16 protein-coding genes are annotated in these 18,344 nt (G+C 42.4%); all 16 read left to right on the top strand.

What is annotated here, in order from left to right; genetic code table 11:
• Positions 1-73: 73 nt before the first annotated feature.
• The 16 genes from KNO61_RS11600 (at position 74) to KNO61_RS11525 (ending at position 18,323) form a co-directional block, all read left to right on the top strand.
• Complete coding sequence (locus tag KNO61_RS11600) at positions 74-541, top strand: hypothetical protein (protein WP_214688519.1); 468 nt, start codon at positions 74-76, stop codon at positions 539-541.
• Entirely contained in the window at positions 542-1,096 is a 555-nt protein-coding gene (locus KNO61_RS11595; protein ID WP_214688521.1) for a crossover junction endodeoxyribonuclease RuvC, read from the top strand.
• Between the two features lie 4 nt (positions 1,097-1,100).
• The gene (locus KNO61_RS11590; RefSeq protein ID WP_214873410.1) at positions 1,101-2,177 is read left to right on the top strand and encodes a hypothetical protein; all 1,077 of its coding nucleotides are present in this window, start codon (positions 1,101-1,103) and stop codon (positions 2,175-2,177) included.
• Positions 2,174-2,701, top strand: coding sequence for a hypothetical protein (locus tag KNO61_RS11585; protein ID WP_214873408.1), 528 nt, complete (start codon positions 2,174-2,176; stop codon positions 2,699-2,701). The genes KNO61_RS11590 and KNO61_RS11585 overlap by 4 nt, the downstream gene beginning before the upstream one ends.
• Before the next feature lie 134 nt (positions 2,702-2,835).
• Positions 2,836-3,300, top strand: coding sequence for a single stranded DNA-binding domain-containing protein (locus tag KNO61_RS11580; RefSeq protein WP_214688528.1), 465 nt, complete (start codon positions 2,836-2,838; stop codon positions 3,298-3,300).
• A gap of 148 nt (positions 3,301-3,448) precedes the next feature.
• Entirely contained in the window at positions 3,449-4,831 is a 1,383-nt protein-coding gene (locus KNO61_RS11575; protein WP_214873405.1) for a CHC2 zinc finger domain-containing protein, read from the top strand.
• A gap of 107 nt (positions 4,832-4,938) precedes the next feature.
• Complete coding sequence (locus KNO61_RS11570; RefSeq protein ID WP_214873403.1) at positions 4,939-6,336, top strand: CHC2 zinc finger domain-containing protein; 1,398 nt, start codon at positions 4,939-4,941, stop codon at positions 6,334-6,336.
• Positions 6,337-6,658: 322 nt separating this feature from the next.
• Entirely contained in the window at positions 6,659-7,069 is a 411-nt protein-coding gene (locus KNO61_RS11565) for a hypothetical protein (RefSeq protein WP_214688534.1), read from the top strand.
• Between the two features lie 108 nt (positions 7,070-7,177).
• Positions 7,178-7,756 (top strand): hypothetical protein, encoded by a 579-nt coding sequence (locus KNO61_RS11560; protein WP_214873400.1) that lies wholly within the window; start codon positions 7,178-7,180, stop codon positions 7,754-7,756.
• Positions 7,753-8,121: a hypothetical protein gene (locus KNO61_RS11555; RefSeq protein WP_214873398.1), complete on the top strand. Its 369-nt coding sequence runs from the start codon at positions 7,753-7,755 to the stop codon at positions 8,119-8,121. The genes KNO61_RS11560 and KNO61_RS11555 overlap by 4 nt, the downstream gene beginning before the upstream one ends.
• Positions 8,122-8,320: 199 nt before the next feature.
• Positions 8,321-8,791, top strand: a complete 471-nt coding sequence (locus KNO61_RS17270; protein WP_251030831.1) for a hypothetical protein — start codon at positions 8,321-8,323, stop codon at positions 8,789-8,791.
• Between the two features lie 178 nt (positions 8,792-8,969).
• Positions 8,970-9,281, top strand: a complete 312-nt coding sequence (locus tag KNO61_RS11545; RefSeq protein WP_214688540.1) for a PrgI family mobile element protein — start codon at positions 8,970-8,972, stop codon at positions 9,279-9,281.
• The gene (locus tag KNO61_RS11540; RefSeq protein WP_214688541.1) at positions 9,281-10,216 is read left to right on the top strand and encodes a hypothetical protein; all 936 of its coding nucleotides are present in this window, start codon (positions 9,281-9,283) and stop codon (positions 10,214-10,216) included. Before KNO61_RS11545 ends, KNO61_RS11540 begins: the two co-directional genes overlap by 1 nt.
• A 2-nt stretch (positions 10,217-10,218) precedes the next feature.
• A complete protein-coding gene (locus KNO61_RS11535) occupies positions 10,219-12,150 on the top strand; it encodes a VirB4 family type IV secretion system protein (protein ID WP_214873395.1) in 1,932 nt (643 codons plus the stop codon).
• Between the two features lie 19 nt (positions 12,151-12,169).
• Entirely contained in the window at positions 12,170-14,986 is a 2,817-nt protein-coding gene (locus KNO61_RS11530; RefSeq protein ID WP_214688544.1) for an MFS transporter, read from the top strand.
• Positions 14,987-15,134: 148 nt separating this feature from the next.
• Positions 15,135-18,323, top strand: a complete 3,189-nt coding sequence (locus tag KNO61_RS11525) for a peptidoglycan DD-metalloendopeptidase family protein (RefSeq protein ID WP_214873393.1) — start codon at positions 15,135-15,137, stop codon at positions 18,321-18,323.
• Positions 18,324-18,344: the final 21 nt, after the last annotated feature.

The following is an 18,344-nucleotide window of genomic DNA, read 5'->3' as shown; positions in this document are numbered from 1 at the left end:
TAGATATAACAGCGACAGTTGAAATGGGTCGCAAACTACACATACAGATAGAACAATGAAAGGAGTTGATAAAATGTTACGACAAGAAAATTATAATCGAATCACTATTCATTCAGAGAACCAAGACATTATTCGACGTATCGTATCAAGACTATTGCTTATGGAGGGGAAGGGAGATGTGACCTGGACGAAACAGGAGGTTTATATCACGACATCGAAGAATCATATCCCGTATTATGCTCGGATGTTGGTCAGTACGTGGTTCGGAATCATCATGAATGATTTAACTTCTGAAGAATTGAAAGATGATGAAAACTGGCATATGTGGAAAGATGATTTTCGTTTTAGAGACTTCTTATTGAACGATGAACGATATGAAGCAATCAAGGAAGAACTCACATTAGGATTGAACAGTGGATATATCTCGATTGAACAAATGATTCAAGAATCACCGACAATGAAATCCTTGATAACCTCTATCCTAGATGAAGTCGTAAGCGGTGCGATTGCTGAAAAAATGAAACAGAACGGATATGTATAAATGAACAATGATTCTGAGGTTAATTCAATCGTAGCGCTAGGGATTGACCAAGGGATTGCAAATGTGGGGTTTGGACTCACAACGTTGAATGATATCGGCGACGAAGTTCTTCTTCATTCGGGAGTATTTAGAACGTATGCCTCAAACAGCGACGCTATACGTATCTTTCAAATCTTTGAATTCATAAATAAATTGATACATTCATACAATGTTGATGTGATTGGGTTAGAGAAATTGTTTTTCAATCCTGTGGAAAAGACCACAGGAAGAAACAGGTCTGCTTCCATTATGAGAACTCAGATGGTGTCCGGAGCAATTTACCTCTTGGGTGGGATACATCAACTACCCGTTGCAGATTACACACCAGGTACAGTAAAAAAGATTTGCACCGGAAATGGACGAGCATCGAAAGATGATGTCGTCAAACGCATCGAGGAGATTGCACAAAAGAGCGGAGTAGTGGTTAAAAACAATCATGAAGCGGATGCTGTCGGAATCTCATTGACAGCTCTCCGAAAACATTATGAAGCGATAGAACAAAAGAAAAGGAGTTGAGAATATGTCGAATCATTGGAAATATACGATGCAAAAGCATCGAGGGAAGATTTGGGTCGGAGGTTCGCTCTTGGTCACCGCACTCGTTTCAGGGGGACTATGGTTGGTCGTCAGTGAAGACTCTCCATTTTCAGAGACGAAAGAAGCTGTCAATTATTTGGCGGACTATTCGATTATGGCGAAATCGGATGGTGGGTTCGACTTGGTGCGAGTCGAGAACGGCGAACTAGTCGGTCAATTGCCATCGATTACAAGTAAACCAATGGCATACAAGGCTTCTACAGACCATGAGAAGTTATTTGCATTCGATGGGGATACGTTATATCAGGTTCAAGAGGAATCCGGTGAACTATCATCCAAAGTTCTCGCAAGCGGATTTGCAGGGAACACGCCAAATCAATTCAGTACTGATGGAAAAACACTTGCTGTCTATGATGATAAATTGAAGACATTGTCCATCTCGGACATTGCATCGGGCGCAAAGACAACCATCGACGACATTCCGGTTCTGAAAGATATTTTGATTCAGAACGAAAGTGTCTTTTACCTCACTGAGAATGAAATCGTAAAAGTCTCGAACGGGGTGGCATCGAAGATTGAAGTAGGCGAGACGTTGACATCGATGCAGGAGTCAGATGGGAATATCGTTGTTCACAGCAGATTCGGTGAGGACAAGGGTGAGAACATCGTACTCTATGTCAATTCCGAAACGATGGACATTGAAAGTCTACAAAAGACAGGTGCTACGAACTCACTCATGCTTACAAATGATGATGGGGAAGAATTCATTCTTGTCGGACACAGTGTCAATGGGGATACGCCATCTTATGAATTTGTTCGATACGGAATCCGAGACAATCGTTTAGAAAAAGATGATTTGACGTTGCGAATCCCGATAGAGGCAAATGAGATGGAGTACAAATCGACGAACCATGTTGTCGATAAAGATTATATCTACATGCAATCGCCTACCGGCTTGAAGGTCTATGACTTGAAGACTCAGCGTGTCGAACACGATATTCCATATGATGTCGAGTATGCAATGCCTGTCATCATTGAGAAAGGAGACGATACAAAATGAAAGTGAAAACATTGAGCGTGTTACTGATGTCGCCACTTCTTGTCCTTGCAGGTTGCGGGGACAAGGATGCCGTGGTCGCCCCGGACAAAGAACCTTCACAGGTAGAGGCGGAATATAAGACTGAATCAGGGGACAAGAAGAGATTGAGTGTATATGATGTTTCAACATTGTTCACCGGAGAAAAGTTTTTAAAGGATTACAAAGACGAACTTGCAAAACATGGATACGAGGAACCGGTCAAAGAAATCCTTTTGGCTGATGGGGACGTGAAAAAGATGGGAGCCATCTATCAAGTGGAGGATGGTTTGGCTGTATTGGAATATGATGATGCAACGAAGTCGGTAATCGCCGTCACGAGCTTTGAAAACATGGAGCAAGTCGAAATTCAAGAGAAGAAGACGATGCTCTACGCACTAGAGAATGAATTGAATCAATCGACAGACGAAATTCAAAAGAATGCTCTACAAAAAGAAATTGACCAAGGATGGCAAGAAATCGCCGAACTTGAGCAGGGTCAACACTGAGCAATGATTATTTCTTCAATAAGTTTAATAGACTAACGAGAATACTTTTGTCAACGCTATCTATAATGAGAGTAAGCAAGGACAAAAGGTATTCTTAAACCAAAAAGAATTTACTTCAAAGGGAGATGAAAGTTATGGAAAAAAAGAGATTCACATTCGGAAGTTTGTTTAAAGGACAAGAAGAGGGAACTGCAGTCGGTTACGTTGAAGGTTGGGTAACTGGAGATTTGCGAGATGGTACCGGTGAAAAACCTGTTACGAACTTCCAAATCGTCACACACAACCGTGCGAAAGAATTTAATTACGCTTTAGGTACTGAAGCCCCTGTCACTGAAGACGGAGCGGTATTCCTAGACGTTGCGGCTTGGGAACAACTTTCAGGACGTATCAAAACGGCAGGCGTTCGCAAAAACTGTCTAGTCGGTATCTCTGGATTCTTTAAAGTCGAAGAGTTTGACGGCAAAAAACGCCTCAAAATCGTCGCACGAGACTTCAAGGTTGTTCGCTATCCAAACGATGGTGCGGATGCCCCGAAAAAAACAGCGGAAACGGTTCCGGCTTCAGCTTCAGCACCTGCTGATGATGACCTCCCGTTCTAAACAAACATTTCAAGAGAGACATTATGTCTCTCTTTTTTTGTTTCATGTATTGTACATTCTCTGCATAGTATGAGAGATAGAAAATTATTGGCGTAGGTGACTACATTTTATTTTAATGGAATTATTCCTGAAGGAGTCGAACTCAAACATGAAGAAAAAGGCTACATTTTTCAAAAGTGTATTGGAAGAAGTCAAGAAAATTAGCATCACCGATATAGTAGAAGAGTACGTGACAGTCAAGCGGAACCCTTATTCGGATAATGATGCGCATTGCCCATTCCATGCCGATGAGAGTTTCGGGTCATTCAAATTGAATGATGAGATGAATATCTATAAGTGCTTTTCTTGCGGAGAAGGTGGGAACGGGATTCGCTTTGTGATGGAAATGGAAAAGATTGAGTATAAGGAAGCCGTCATGAAGATAGCTTACATGCACAATATTGTCACAAAATCTCAAGCAGAAGCGTATTTCGAAGGGGTCTCTGGTGATACAAAGGTAAGACCGGTTGAACGAAAAGCGAGGGCTAAATCTGATGATGTCGTCGATAAGGCGTCTGTTGAGGTTTTAGATGGTCTGTTTTCGGCGTTCATGGATACGTGTACATTATCTGATGCTCATCAAGAGATTTTAAAAGGGAGAGGACTGTCAGACGAAGAGATTCAAGTCGGGGGATTTTTCACATTTCCAGAAGCGTCTCAGGATTTCTTGCTCCGCTTCTATAAAACGATGGCTGAGAGAGGGTTGGACAGTCAAGAACTCAAACATGTCCCGGGTTTTGTTACTGCAGACCATTATGGTGAAATGAAAAATGGGCAAAAAAAATACCTTTATGTATTCACAAACAAAAAAGGTATAGGCATTCCTGTTAGAAATAGCAATGGACAGGTTGTAGGAATTCAAATCCGTCAAGATGATGTCGATAAAGACCAAAAGCGCTACACCTGGTTTTCTTCGACCTATGCTCAACATAAAAACATTTACAAGCATGGGACGCCTGCAGGAGCACCTCTTCATACGACTTATTCTAATGGGGAACGATTCAACAATGTGGTGTTTATCACGGAAGGCATTTTTAAATCAATAGCTATTTCCAGACATTTTGGTTCAACTGCCATCTCATTGCAAGGAGTAGGCAATTTTCAGGAGATTGTAGAAGAATTGAATGGCATCGAGAAGAAACAGGGCGAAATAAAATATATCTTCGTCGCACACGATGCCGATATGGTGGAGAATGTGAATGTCTTTCTACATCTAAAGAAATTGGTCAATCAAATCAAAGAAGCTTTTCCTCATATCAAATTTTACAATGCGATGTGGGATGAATCATACGGAAAAGGGATTGACGACCTGATTCACAATCAGGAAACCGCACGTCTCAAACGAGTCGATATGGATGAGTTCATGGCGGCTTATGATAGTATCATTGAGCCCCTTGAAAAGGCATATCAGAAAAAGATTCGAAATATTGATAAGAATGTCATAAGAACCGTCGTTCAAGAAAAGGTATTTAAACTTTTCATGACAGCCTAAGACCCCTTAGAGGGTCTTTTTTTATCTCCAAAAGCGCATGCTTATTGACTATAGTCAAAAAAATAAATATAATGAAATAAAAAAGTCCGGTAGGGGGAGTGATACAGATGCAAGAAACACGAGAGTCTTTTTTTCAAGAAGTCTTAGAGAATGTAAGGAATATATCGATTCGGGATTTGATTCTAAATGTTTACGAATTGCAACCAGGTCTTTGTCCTTTCCATAATGACCGGACTCCAGGTTCTTTCTCGGTCATTGACCGAAAACGAAAATACTATTGTTGGTCTTGTGGGGAGCAAGGGGATGCAATCAAGTTCGTCCGAGAAACGGAAGGTATCGGATTCCCTGAAGCGGTATTCAAGATAGCGTTGATTTACGGCATTGTGACAGAGGAACAAGTGGCACTGTACAATAGTGGTTCAACTTTTAAAGAAGAAACAACGAAAATTGTTCGTTCATACGACAATCTTTGGAAAAATAGCGTTGAAGACCATCGTGCTGAACCGGATGTCATCTCCAATGTTCTCGATATCTTTTCTCAAGGGGAGAGTGTCATCGAAGGAAGTGGCAAAAAACTTTCGACGAAACATTTAGAACACTTGAAGCAAGAGCGCTTGTTGACGGATGAAGAAATCGAGAAAGTGGGGTATTTCAGCATACCTTCACGAAGTAGTCGGTATCTCAAGCATTTCCTTCAGGCTTTGGAGGACGAATACGGATATGACCAACACATGTTGAAAGGTGTTCCGGGGTTCTATAAGAAAAAAGGAGATGTGTCGAAACGTGCTTATACATTCCTGTCCATCAAGGGTATCGGAATACCTATTCGAGACTTGCATGGGAAAATTCAGGGGATTCAAATTCGGAAAGATATCGCCAAGAAAGGTGAAAAGCGTTATATCTGGATGTCCTCTAGTTTTGCCAATGACGAGGACACAATGGAGTTTGGCACAGGGAGCGGTTCGCCCATTCATGTATCTATACCTACCAAAAACAAATATCCCTACGTTCTTTTCATTACAGAAGGAATATTTAAGTCAGAAGCAATCGCAAAGCATTATCAAGCTCAAGCACTGTCGATACAGGGGATTCAAAATTGGAAGCAGGACTTGATTCATACGATTCATGACCTGGAGGAGCAACAGAATCATCCATTCTTGAATATTATCGTCATGTTTGACAGTGACGTTGCATCCAATATCAATGTGTTTGAATCTCTTTCTGCGATGGTGGAGGCGATGAAAGAGTTCGATGTGAAGATACATTATGCATGGTGGGAAAAGGATTTTGGGAAAGGGATAGACGATGTCATCCAATCGGGATATCAGGACAAGGTAAATCGAATTTCAGCAGACACGTTCGTCTCGACATATCGTTCGTTAATCGATGAGATTGAAGAGATGCACGGAATGAAAATAAGAGATGTTCTCAAGGACTTTGGGAATGAGTTGATTGAAGAAGGGTTCGATGACAAGATAAAGCCACTCTTTTTGAAACAACGATAATGAAAAACATTGATGAGCTTGTCTTTTGTTGAATAGGATGAGGTATCTAAATAAACAGGAGTGTTGCAAATGGCAAAAACCAGGACACAGAAACTTAGAAAGAGACTCGAACGTGAAGGTAGATACGATGTCACTCTGAAACGCAGAGGCAGGGAGATTGCCATCTCGACCCTCACAAAACGAACAAAAACAAAGCGGGAGCTGTTGGAAGCGAAACGTAAGAAACATCCAAAAAAGAGTTTGGATTAGAAGGCATTGGTCATTGAGAATGCTCATAGAATATAGAGTGCTCGACCATTATAACTGAAGGAGGAGATATGGAATGGATATGTTGATTCAACTATTAAAAGACAATTTTGTTTTCATTGTTTTAATAATCGTTCTACTTGTACTGATTCGTTTGCTCATGAGTAAGGTTGTCGCCATCTTAGGAGGACTGTTGATTGCCGGTCTCGTATATTACGGGATAACAGGAGATATTTCTCTTATGAATAAGAGTGTTGACAATGCAGTCTTGGCGGTTGACACAGTAAAAGAAGAAGTCAAAACGGTAGAATTCGAACGGACGTCAGATACTACCTTCACATTGAAAACCACGAGCATGTCGGTTTCAGGAGATGAAGAGTCAAGGATTGCGAAAGTCACGTTAGGAGGCAACACATTCGATGTTCCACTAAAGAATATCTATAACGTGCTTGACGAGGCAACGAAAGCAAAAATCAACATGGAGTGAGTGGAGAAATCCTCTCGCTCTTTTTTATTAGTTTTGAACGCCTTGCATAAGATGAAGAATGATGCAAAAGAAGGTGTTTTCATAAACATAATTGGGAGGTCGATTGAAATGAAATATGAGCTGTATCAGAAATTGGATGAATGGACAATCTATTTTAACGAAAATCGGAAGTACTTATCAAAAGAAATCAAACGATTTGCGGATGAACACAACACGGAAAGGGAGAGCCTTTTAATCAGATTGAAAATTGGAAAGGATATCGACTTCATTTCGGATGTCACGATTGTCATCCACCCCGGACAAATGATTGAAATGAATGGTGTTACGAATACACCGGCAGGAAAAGGTTTTTCGAAGCCTGGAGAAAATGTGCAAATTCAATACCGTTGTCTTGTCAAACGAATTGATGGACAAGCAAAGGTTGTCTTTGAGAGTGTCATGCTCGTACATGATGGGTCGATGGAGTCTGCCTCGCCCGGGCTCAAGATGTCCGATGTCTTGAGATACTTCTCTGACGAAATCTTCATGGGTGAAAGCGATTCAAAAGCTAAGAGCTTGCCGATTGAATCGTTGAATGAACTCATGCAGATTCAAGAAAAGGTGATGAGGAAAGAAAAAGACTTAAAGGGTATCATTGACATGAAGAAAGCTTATGCAGACTTGTCGAGGAGCTTTCCATCTCAATGACGCGAGTGCACGAGGCAGTTGAGGGCTTAGAAGCATTGGAAGATGAATATGATGTGATTCTCAGCAGATTGAATTTGAACTATGACTTAAGGTTGGTGAGTATCACTACTGAGGATTGGCTTGAGTGGGAAGACAACCTTGAAAGGATAGTGGTAGGTCTATTTGAAAAGATGCACCCGAGCCTTACATCAGATTTGATGATTTCAAGAGACTCTGATGTGAAAGATGAAGAAATGCGATTTATCTATTACTCAGATGTGGGAAAAGTTGAGATTGTATTTGCATTCAACCCAAGGACTTTGGAGATAATGTATAAAAACATCACAGTCAACAAATATGAGGAAATCTACTCATTGTTGGCGTGACAAAATGGGAACCGTACATTTCGGCGTATGGTTCCTTTTTATTTGAGTAGAAGGTCAGACATATTTTTTTCAAGAGTTCGACAAATTTTGGTTCTAGGTTGTTATGAAACTTTGAAAGTTTGAGTAGATTAATGATGAAACAGAGGTACTGGTTGCTTCTGCCAAACAAAAACATATTCACATAAGGGAGTGATTGGAAATGAAAAAAGCAAAAGATATCGTTTCTAAAGCAAGCCTTGCTCTCGCATTTGGAGTAGCGGCAATCGGTACAATGGGTGTCGTGGCTCCAGAAGAAGCGCATGCAACGGCAAAAAACGATAAAAACGATAAAAAAGAGGAACCTAAGGGAACCGCAACAGCATTGCCTAGTGTCACGATTGGTGCAGACGGTGTTACGACAACTGGAGAAATGGACCGGGAAAAAGACATGGCGGAATCATGGAACAACTTTATCAATAAGTATCGTTTCTGGATTTCTGGTATTGCAGGTATCGCCGCAGTATCGATGATTCTATTCTTCATCATTCAATTTATGAAGCTTGGGGCATCTGCAGGTAATCCGTCAGCACGTCAACAAGCTATTTCCGGACTCGTTTTTGCAGGTATTGCGGCGGCAGGTCTAGGTGGAGTAGCGATTATCGTAGGTTTCTTCTACACTGCACTATCATGATGTTCAAAAGAGTCTCTAGTAGGCTCTTTTTTCTTTGGTTGAACCGAGGTTCGACCGCTCAGAATAGCATGTTTTCATTGATTTATTCTAAAATGAGAGAAGTTAAATTAGTATTATAAACAAAATTCATATTGACTATATTAAAAATAGTTATGAAAGAAAGATTGGGGGAATGACAATGAATTTGTATCAAGTACCACCGGACGTGAAAGAAAAAGAAAAAGTTATCGGCGGACTTTTTGATTGGGGGCAGTTTTTTTGGATGTTAGGCGGAGCAGGTATTGCGATTGTACTGTTTTCAGTTTCATACATGACTTTAAATTCTGAGATATTTTCGCTCATTTTGGGGGTCATTGGATTGACGACATGTCTACCGTTCGTATTCGTCAAGAAGAAAGGGTTGACGCTTTTTCGATACCTGACACTTAAACGAAAGTTACGTAGTCAAAAAGGCGATTTAGCTAACAAGCGAAAGGAAGTGATTGAGTAATGATGATTGCAATCGGGATTTTATTGCTATTTACATTGTTCGGTAGCATGGGGTATGCGGTATATTATGCCATCAAAAAAACAAGCCCAACAAATGGAGATACGTCAGTTAAAAAAGATATTGAAACGGCTCAAGAGTTTTTACCATTCCAAGATATCCAGGACTCCATGGTGAACCTTGGGAACCATCAATATCGAGCATATATTGAGGTGTCTTCGATTAACTATAATCTGAGAACCAATAAGGAAAAAGGGGCGATTGAAGCAACGTTTCAACGTTTCCTAGACTCATTGACTTTTCCGATTAGTATCTTCGTTCATACCAAGACGATGGACAATACGAAACAAATGCAGAGTTTAGAAGGTGATATCACTGAAACGTTAAAAGACTATCCGAACCTTTCTGAGTACGCTGAAGTCTACTTTAAAGAATTTGGACAGATTTATGAGCGTATTGGAAACACCAAACAGAAAAAGAAATACATCATTGTTCCATTGGATGAGGCTCTGACATTGACCAACTCAACAGACGTCGAAAAATACGACTATGTGTTAAAAGAAATGTACACACGATGTCAGATGGTGCAACAAAGCCTTTCATCTATGGGGATTGAAACAAAATTGCTGACAACACCGGACATTTTAGAGTTGGCGACATCCGTTTATCATCGGACAAACCATATGCATGTGGACGGAGTGATTGATGGTGACTTCACAGCACTTATCGTCGAAGGCGAAAGTCAGGAATACGGAAAGACTGAGCAAGAAAAACTCGACATCATCTTAACGGAAGCCTTGAAGAAAATTGAAATCGAGGTCTTGGGCAAACGCCGATTTGGTGTGAGTCAAGAGGGTGAGCAAATTCGAAAGGTCTTACTGGACTTGAAAGAAAACGCTGACGGAATTCAAAACAATGACAATACGGGGGAGTGGTGAGTATGGGAAGAAAAAAGAAAAACAAGTACATTGATGATGCCAACTTGGTTGTTTCAGATGAAGCGAGTGAGAATTCACGCATATTCGAAAAAGGGATGACGAATGTCAAAGATTTTATCGCTCCACCTTCTTTCGAACGAAATCATCAGGACTATTTAAAAGCCGGAGATAAGTATGTCAGAAGTTACATCATGACAGGATTCCCTGCCAGTATTCGTGTCGGTTGGTTAGATACAATCATTCATGGCGAAGCTGATACAGACTTGACCATTCATATCAATCCCGCTGATGAGCGACTCGCTTTGGACGAGTTGACAAATAAAATCACCCAGTTCGAGGCACAGCTTCACATCGAGCAAGAAAAGGGGAGTATCCGTAACGAAACGAAATTACGGAACATGGTTGTCTCACTATATGCTCAACGTGAGCGATTGGAGCAGAACTATGAGAGTCTGTTCCACATCCAGATTGGTGCAAATTTATTTGCTGACACCAAGGAAGACTTGGAACGAGATGCTCAGAAAATTGACAATAAACTTAAAGGTAACAAAGTATATTTGATGCCAACCTATCTGAGACAGGCTGAGGGCTATAAAACGTCATTACCATTTGGGAAGACATATGTTCCTGACCTTTTTCGAAATTTCAACACTGGAGCGCTCACAGCGTGCTTCCCATTCTATAATGCGGAGATTTCGCATGAGACGGGAGTATTTATCGGGGTCAATCTAGAAACAAACACACCTATCATGATTGATTTCTATGACCGTGAAAAACTGTTGAACTCGAACATTACGGTCTTTGGTCAAGCAGGTTCTGGTAAGACTTTCGCTGTTTCCCTTTTGACGATGCGTTCTGCGCTTCGTGGTGTCCGAACGGTCATCATCGACCCTGAAAACGAATATCAAGCACTAACAAGAGCTCTTGGTGGGGCATATATCAGCATCTCCACCGATAGCAAGCACTTCTTGAATCCGTTCGACGTAGAGTCGGAGGTCAACCCAGATGATGGAATCGAGAAAGTTGACCTTAAGGCAAAAGCGGCTGATATCTTGAACTTGATTGCAGTTATGGCAGGTGGATTGAATGCTGAACAACGGTCAATCGTCGCAACAGTCGTCAAACAGACATATGAGGATTTAGGATTCAATGAAGACCCGAAATCCTTGCTCATTACAGATGCCTTTTTCGATGAAGAAACTGGAATTTTCTACACCGAAGGGATGCGTAAGCCGATGCCGACATTCTCCGACTTCCATGAAAGGTTGTTGGACTTGGCACGTTCAGAGAGCAATAAGGATACATTAAGTCTTGCTAAATCTTTAGAGATTTACAAGAAAGGTGGAATCTATGACCTCTTTGATTGTCACACGTCTGAAGAACTCTTGAATTTCAAAAATGCACCGATTGTTACCTTCGATATTTCACAGTTGGAAGAGTCCATCTTACGCCCTATCGGGATGTATGTCGCATTGTCTTGGTCTTGGGAGAAATTTGCGAAGAAGAACCGTCACATCAAAAAACGTATCGTTTGTGACGAAGCTTGGATGCTCGTCAATAAGAGTATGGCGGGGCACGAATATACCGGACAATTCCTAGAGAACTGTTCACGGCGTATCCGTAAGCGCAATGGTGGATTGCTTGTGGCATCACAACAATTCATGGAATTTGCGGACAGCCAACAAGGTCAGGCGGTACTCAAAAATGCTGTGACCAAAATCTTGCTCAAGCAAGACTCAACGGATATTGATGGCGTACAGGACATGTTTAAGCTGTCGGACGGTGAACGAAACTTCCTTCTTCAGGCACAGCGAGGAGAAGCGCTCATCAAGATGGGACAACAGAGTTCAGTCGCTCATGTATTGCCGTTTGACTATGAGATTGAGTTCATTTCTAAAGCGAACCAACAAGTCACAGGAACGAAAGCTTCATAAAAAAAGGAGGTTGATACACATGAAAAAACAACGACAAAAGAATAATCTCCTTCAAAAGACTTTAGTGAGCTTGATGGCGGTGACCTGTATGTTTACCGCCATCTCTCCTATGAAAGCATCCGCTCACAGCGCCTATTACTTATCAACGACGCTGAACGTTGCCAATTCACGATATGAGCCGGCTATCATGTCTGATGAGAAAGGATTCACACACGGTCATAGCAGTCACCGTGAATCAAAGTTGGGTTATATTCACGGATATGACTGGGAAAATGTCAATTTGACGTCCGATTTAGAAAACCTGAAAAAAGACAAGTTTGTCAGTCATGACCTTGTGAACAATCCATATCTTATCTTCACATTCCCTGGTATTGAAAACTCAAAAGGCTATGACGGGGGGTCGTTAGACCTTGCTCGTGCCGAATGGGTCTCTCGCACCATGATTCAGAGTTTGAACGATGCCATCGGATTCATTGTTCAAGATAGCGGACTTAAACCGAACCAGTCGGAGCTCATCAAGCTTGGAACCGAATTGGCGAATGCTTCAGCTAAAAACGTTGAGAGCACGATAACTTACAATGGGAAAAAGTATAAGGTGACGGGGAACAAGAACGCCCCAGAAGATGAGAGACGAATCGGGGTCACGGGGACGGCATATGTGAAGATTGTGACGCCATCGAAGAAAACACGACACTTTGTATACAAAGTTCCAAAAGGATATATCAAGTTAGGTGGGAGTGCTTCCGCCGAGCAGAAGAAAGTTTGGTCTCCATTGGCAGAAAACGTACCTTCTGATTTGAAGGACGAAGTGAATGAGGGCGATACAAAGTATCTGACATGGAAGCATGTCGTTCTTCAAGCGCATTATTATGTGGTAAAGCACAATGTTTACTACAACACACTAGATGAAGTGATTAAGCCGAGTAAGCTAGAGTCTACGATGACTGATTTAGGTGACAACTTGATGTTGGGACTCCGCTCGATGTTGGGACTCTATTCATTCTCAGAGCTGATGTTGAATGATGGGGAACGTGGTGGAGCAGGTTACTTCAAGGGCATCATGCCGATGACTTGGTTCGAATCTGCGAATGTGCTTCATTGGGTGTCCGTCATTTTAGCTTGGATGCTCATGATTCTCGCATTCGTTCGATTGTTCTCCCTAAGAAACTTAGCTTCCATTAACATTGCGAAGCGAGTGGACTTGATGGAAGGTGTCAAGTCGATTGTCACAGTAGGGTTTGCGCTGATGATGTTCAACCCAATCTTCTACTTCTTGGCACACATGAACTTCTTGCTCGTAGATATTATGAAAAATACATCGACTGTAACCTCGAACTTTGGTGCGTCATCTCCTGGTTCAGGAGTTATCTCATTCCTGATTATCAACGGGGCATACCTTATTATGGAACTGTATTTCAACTTCATTTATATCGCAAGAGCGATTGCAGTGATGGTACTCTATGCAACGGGTCCTTTATTTGTTGCCTCGCTTGCGTTCGGAAGTAAATATTCACAGATGTTCTCCACATACATGAGAGAATTGGTCGGAAATATCTATGTACAGACTTTCCATGCATTGTTGGTAGCCCTTTTTGCATCAGTATCAACATTTGGTGGACTTCGACTGTTCGAACAATTGGTCGTTCTTTTCGCTTTCATTCCAATGACAAAATTCTTCCGTGAAGCTACGGGTATCGGTGGTGGATTGATGGATGTCGGGGCTGGAGCATTTGGAGCTGTCGGAGGACTCGCACAAGCAGGTTCTAAGAAGATGCGGAGTGGCGGTGGAAAATCGTCCAGTTACTCAAAATCGAATACATCAAGCTCGAAGTCTAGTACGACTGGAGAAGGGATGCAGAGTCACAAGAGTTTTGCTGATTATCAAACTGGAAACAATGGTAAGGGAAGTGGAAGCATGGTTGGAAATGACAATGCAACCATGTCGAAAGGTGGCAACGGCTCAGCCACAAAACCAGGTGGCGAAATCACTCCAGGTGGCGGAGGAGCGAGTGCTCCAAGTAATGCGGTTCTCAAACAGAATTCTAGCAACGCCGGTGGAGGAACCGTTAGTATGGCGTCGAACGATGTTTATGCAAAAGCGAATCGTATTCGTGAGAAGAAGGATGAATTCATGAATTCGACCGCAGGTAAGACGATGGGAGCAGGAGTTCAGGCAGGAAATGCCATCTCAGCAGTCGGTATGGCGGCAGTCGGTAATGGCTCTGTTGGTCAGAACATGGGCGCATCTGCAGGAAACCGAAAACCAAACATCAAAAAATCTTCCACACAACATGCTTCGGCACAAAATAGCCCGGGCTTCAAGCAACAAGCTCCAAAGAGCATGGGTGACTATGAGAACACTGGAAACTATGAAGGCTATGAGCCGGACAACGGTAACTTCACCCATTCATTCCGTAAGGACAACGGGGAAGGCTATGACCAGATGTATGATGAACATGCCATCAAGCACGTTGAAATGGACGGGAAGGACATCGCCTATACGTATGACTATGATTTAGATGCGAAATCATTTAATTCAGGGAAGTATTACACGGGCGCTGATAATGAAAAAATGATGGATATGTATATGGCATTTAACGGTGGAAGTGAAGAACGTAAAGACCATTATACAAAACAAGGTATCACAGGAGTGTCTTATACCAAAGGGGAGGGGATGAAAGTGACTGCGAAGCCAGGAACTAACCATGTACATGGAGTCCAAAGCACCAACACACATCACCGCTTCACTAAAACACCAGGTTCGAACACCAACGCCAATATGCTAGACAGCATTCGCACAGGGAACGAACGTGAGAAGTATAAAAAAAACACCTAAGCGATTGGTGACATAGCCAGACTAATGAAGAGGGGATTTGTCCCCTCTTTTTTGACTAATTGAACATATATTTATGTCTTATATTGAAAATTATTTCAGGTTCTTGAATAGGATAGTGAATACAGTACAAATGAAGGGGGAATGTACGATGAGTGAACATGACCACGAAGAAATAAATGGGTCTGACAATAGCCAAAGTTCGAGTACCGATAGCAATCAGTCAGTAGAGATGGCGAAGAATGTTGGGAAATCTGCAGGACGCAAGGTCGGAGGGAAGTTAGGAAAAGCCGGTATGAAGAAGCTCGGAAAGGCGGTTGCTAAACTCGTGGCAAAAGTAATTGCCAAGCTGATTGCACTGCTAGGTCCCTATGTGTTAGCGGCTCTTGCGATTATCATACTACTCGTCATGATATTCTCTATCGCCTTTGAGATGGAAGACAATAAGGGGAAAGAAGAGGAATATCAAGAAGAAGATGTTCGGATGGACAACAAATTGACCAAGAATGACAAGGGTGAATATGTGAGTTCGAAGATGTCTAGTGCCAACAAGGTCGTGAAGGCATTTTATGCCTACTATAGCCAACAGTCCTACTATAAGGTCATCAACGGGAAGATGTATAAAGCGGATGACCTGGCTGTAGAGGCGGTCAAGGATAAGTATGCACGGGAGAAGGAATTCATGCTTAGTCCGGATTTTATCTATACCATGGACGAGTACTTAAACAAGGATAAGTTCCGTTTTCCTGAGCAGTTCATCCAACCGGTTCATCACGATTCAAAAACTTTCGAATTGAAACAGCTCACGCATAAAAACAGACTACTGAAAGTGGAAAGTCAGGCGTACCAAGAAGAAACGGGTATTCCGATTCTAGGTAAGAAAGAATTGGGTGTTTGGGATTATGGCTTTGCACCAATCCTTCAATATAAGAAATTCGCTGAATCTCGCAAAAACGTTGGGAACATCACGCAGACTCAAGTGTGGGATAAAGAAAAACAGGCATTCATCAATCAAAAAGTAGAAGGTGGAAAGAAGATAGAGGAAAATGTCTCTGGGTTCCCTAAGACCGTTTACATGATTGAAGGTGTCACAACCTCGATTGGTTCTATCAAAAACCAAATTGAACATGAATGGCGAAACACGGGCGAAACATGGACGAAAACCTTGACCAAAGATGTTACGGTAGATGTCCGGTATGAGGAGAAAGTGGACGTTCAAGCTGTCAACGAAGCGGGACTACCTCTTTATTACACGGTTGACGAGACCGGTGCCTCAACGAAAGAGATTACGACAGGAAAAACAGCATTCCCTGTCATGACCTCAAAGACAGTCGTCAAATATAAGAAAGAGAAAAAGCAGATTAAGGAACAAGTAGAAGGTTATGTCTGGTCAAAAGAACCTCGTTATGTGGGTGAACCGGATACATCCAAAATTGTAGGAAGTCGATATATTGAGGACTATCTGTATCACTATGAGGCGCAAGTGCCGAACAACGCACTAGGTGGCTTCTATTTGAAAGAAAGAACAGGGAAGGACATCAAAGGTTTGGAGAGTATTTTGAAAGATGTCGAAGAAGACCTTGAAACTTCAAGTGAATATGACAACCCCCAAACGGACTCTGATACAAATCTAGGCGCATTGATGGGCGTCCAAGGTGGTTCGGATAACTTCAAGCGTGCGATGCAATACGCACCGTATTATCAGAAATACGGAGAGATGTATGGAATAGACCCATTGTTGCTTGCGGCAAAAGGTGCGCAAGAGCGAGGTGGTGTTCACTCAAGCGTGAAGGATGCAGGAGGAGCTATCGGTATTTCACAGATTCAAGTGACTTACCATGTCAATCAGACCAAAAAGGCGTTCAACTATCAGACCGGGAAAGTTGATACAGTTGTCGCCACGATGGACAAATTGCAAAACGTCGAAACCAATATCCAAATCGGAGCGATGATTTTGCAAGGGGCAATGAAGGCTCAGAAGTATAACCCGCTCATCGGGTTACAGGGATATAACTATGGAGATGGTGGGATTAACAAAGTCATCACCGCCTATGCTTCCAGTAAAGGAACTACCGTAGATGCCGTCAAATCGAATCCGAAAGATACAGGGTGGTTGGAATGGCGTATGAAAGTTCACGGTACGGGCTATGGAGACGTTCAGTATATTGAACATGTTCTGAAACACTATCCAGGTGGAGCCCAAAAACCATGGATTATGGATGCGAAAGGAAACAAAGTCTATATCGATGGGAATATAAAAATGGGAGCAGGTATCTCTCAAGGAGACACAGGAAGCAACTTCTCTATCCTCGACTTCATCGACCAACTGATGGATAAATGGTCAGAGCTATTCTCGGATGTGCCAAAAGAGTTCAGTACAGAGCGGGTTCGTTATTCGAACAAGCAAATCGGGAATGCGCCTGTAGACCTTATCAATATGTCACTAGCGATGAAGGAGAAAAAATATTGGACGGAATATGATTACATCACACCTAAACAATGGAAAGAGAAATACAAGCTCTTGTTCTCGGCACCACCTAGCATGACGGGTGGAGCAGAGTCGAGCGTTGACGAGATGTTGACAGCATATTTCCCTAACGGCTATGGCAATGTCGTTGAGAAGGCAGACACCGTGGCAATTCCGTTCAATGGTAAAGGTATCTCGGTTAAAGCCCCAGACGGTTCGAAAGTCCTCTCTATCGCCGATGGTGTCATCAAGGAAGTCGGAAGAGATTTTGTTGTCGTTGACCATGGAAATGGGGCGGTGAGCAGATACTCCACGTTGAAAAAGGTTTCAATTAAAGAAGGGGAACAAGTGAAGAAAGGTGCCACCTTAGGGATTTCGAGCAAGGATGTGTTCTTGGAGGTGTTGTTAGACGGTCAACCTACCGACCCTTCATGGGTGGTAGCGGGCGGAAGTCTGACAGGTGCGTTCATCACTCCGGCACAAGGCAGATTTACGAGTAAGTTCGGATGGCGTGACAACCCGACAAGCCCAGGTAACCCAGACTATCATACTGGTGTAGATATTGCGGCGCCAGTCGGAACACCTATCTTAGCGGCAGCTGACGGTGTCGTCATCGATGCCGGATACCGAGGCGCATATGGGAATCTCATCCACATCAAACACAATATCAATGGTAAAACGATGTCCACTGTGTACCCACACTTGAGTTCGATAAATGTCAGTGATGGGGACACCGTCAAACAAGGACAAATCATTGGAGGCATGGGTTCAACCGGAAACTCGACAGGCTCACACCTTCACTTTGAAATCCAAAATGGTACCGGTCGATATAAGGACAATCCACTCGACCCTGCCCAATTCGTGAAACTGTGACAAAAGAAAGAGGTCATTCCT

The organism is Exiguobacterium sp. s140 (genome assembly GCF_018617035.1).
Taxonomy (GTDB): domain Bacteria; phylum Bacillota; class Bacilli; order Exiguobacteriales; family Exiguobacteriaceae; genus Exiguobacterium; species Exiguobacterium profundum.
This window is presented reverse-complemented; position numbering and strand designations above follow the sequence as displayed.

What these genes read in the sequence shown, in the direction of transcription:
- KNO61_RS11545 (WP_214688540.1), top strand. Translation starts at nt 8,970, where the DNA reads ATGAATTTGTATCAAGTACCACCGGACGTGAAAGAAAAAGAAAAAGTT.
- KNO61_RS11530 (WP_214688544.1), top strand. Translation starts at nt 12,170, where the DNA reads ATGAAAAAACAACGACAAAAGAATAATCTCCTTCAAAAGACTTTAGTG.
- KNO61_RS11535 (WP_214873395.1), top strand. Translation starts at nt 10,219, where the DNA reads ATGGGAAGAAAAAAGAAAAACAAGTACATTGATGATGCCAACTTGGTT.
- KNO61_RS11580 (WP_214688528.1), top strand. Translation starts at nt 2,836, where the DNA reads ATGGAAAAAAAGAGATTCACATTCGGAAGTTTGTTTAAAGGACAAGAA.
- KNO61_RS11560 (WP_214873400.1), top strand. Translation starts at nt 7,178, where the DNA reads ATGAAATATGAGCTGTATCAGAAATTGGATGAATGGACAATCTATTTT.
- KNO61_RS11540 (WP_214688541.1), top strand. Translation starts at nt 9,281, where the DNA reads ATGATGATTGCAATCGGGATTTTATTGCTATTTACATTGTTCGGTAGC.
- KNO61_RS11575 (WP_214873405.1), top strand. Translation starts at nt 3,449, where the DNA reads ATGAAGAAAAAGGCTACATTTTTCAAAAGTGTATTGGAAGAAGTCAAG.
- KNO61_RS11585 (WP_214873408.1), top strand. Translation starts at nt 2,174, where the DNA reads ATGAAAGTGAAAACATTGAGCGTGTTACTGATGTCGCCACTTCTTGTC.
- KNO61_RS17270 (WP_251030831.1), top strand. Translation starts at nt 8,321, where the DNA reads ATGAAAAAAGCAAAAGATATCGTTTCTAAAGCAAGCCTTGCTCTCGCA.
- KNO61_RS11600 (WP_214688519.1), top strand. Translation starts at nt 74, where the DNA reads ATGTTACGACAAGAAAATTATAATCGAATCACTATTCATTCAGAGAAC.
- KNO61_RS11590 (WP_214873410.1), top strand. Translation starts at nt 1,101, where the DNA reads ATGTCGAATCATTGGAAATATACGATGCAAAAGCATCGAGGGAAGATT.
- KNO61_RS11565 (WP_214688534.1), top strand. Translation starts at nt 6,659, where the DNA reads ATGGATATGTTGATTCAACTATTAAAAGACAATTTTGTTTTCATTGTT.
- KNO61_RS11555 (WP_214873398.1), top strand. Translation starts at nt 7,753, where the DNA reads ATGACGCGAGTGCACGAGGCAGTTGAGGGCTTAGAAGCATTGGAAGAT.
- KNO61_RS11570 (WP_214873403.1), top strand. Translation starts at nt 4,939, where the DNA reads ATGCAAGAAACACGAGAGTCTTTTTTTCAAGAAGTCTTAGAGAATGTA.
- KNO61_RS11525 (WP_214873393.1), top strand. Translation starts at nt 15,135, where the DNA reads ATGAGTGAACATGACCACGAAGAAATAAATGGGTCTGACAATAGCCAA.
- KNO61_RS11595 (WP_214688521.1), top strand. Translation starts at nt 542, where the DNA reads ATGAACAATGATTCTGAGGTTAATTCAATCGTAGCGCTAGGGATTGAC.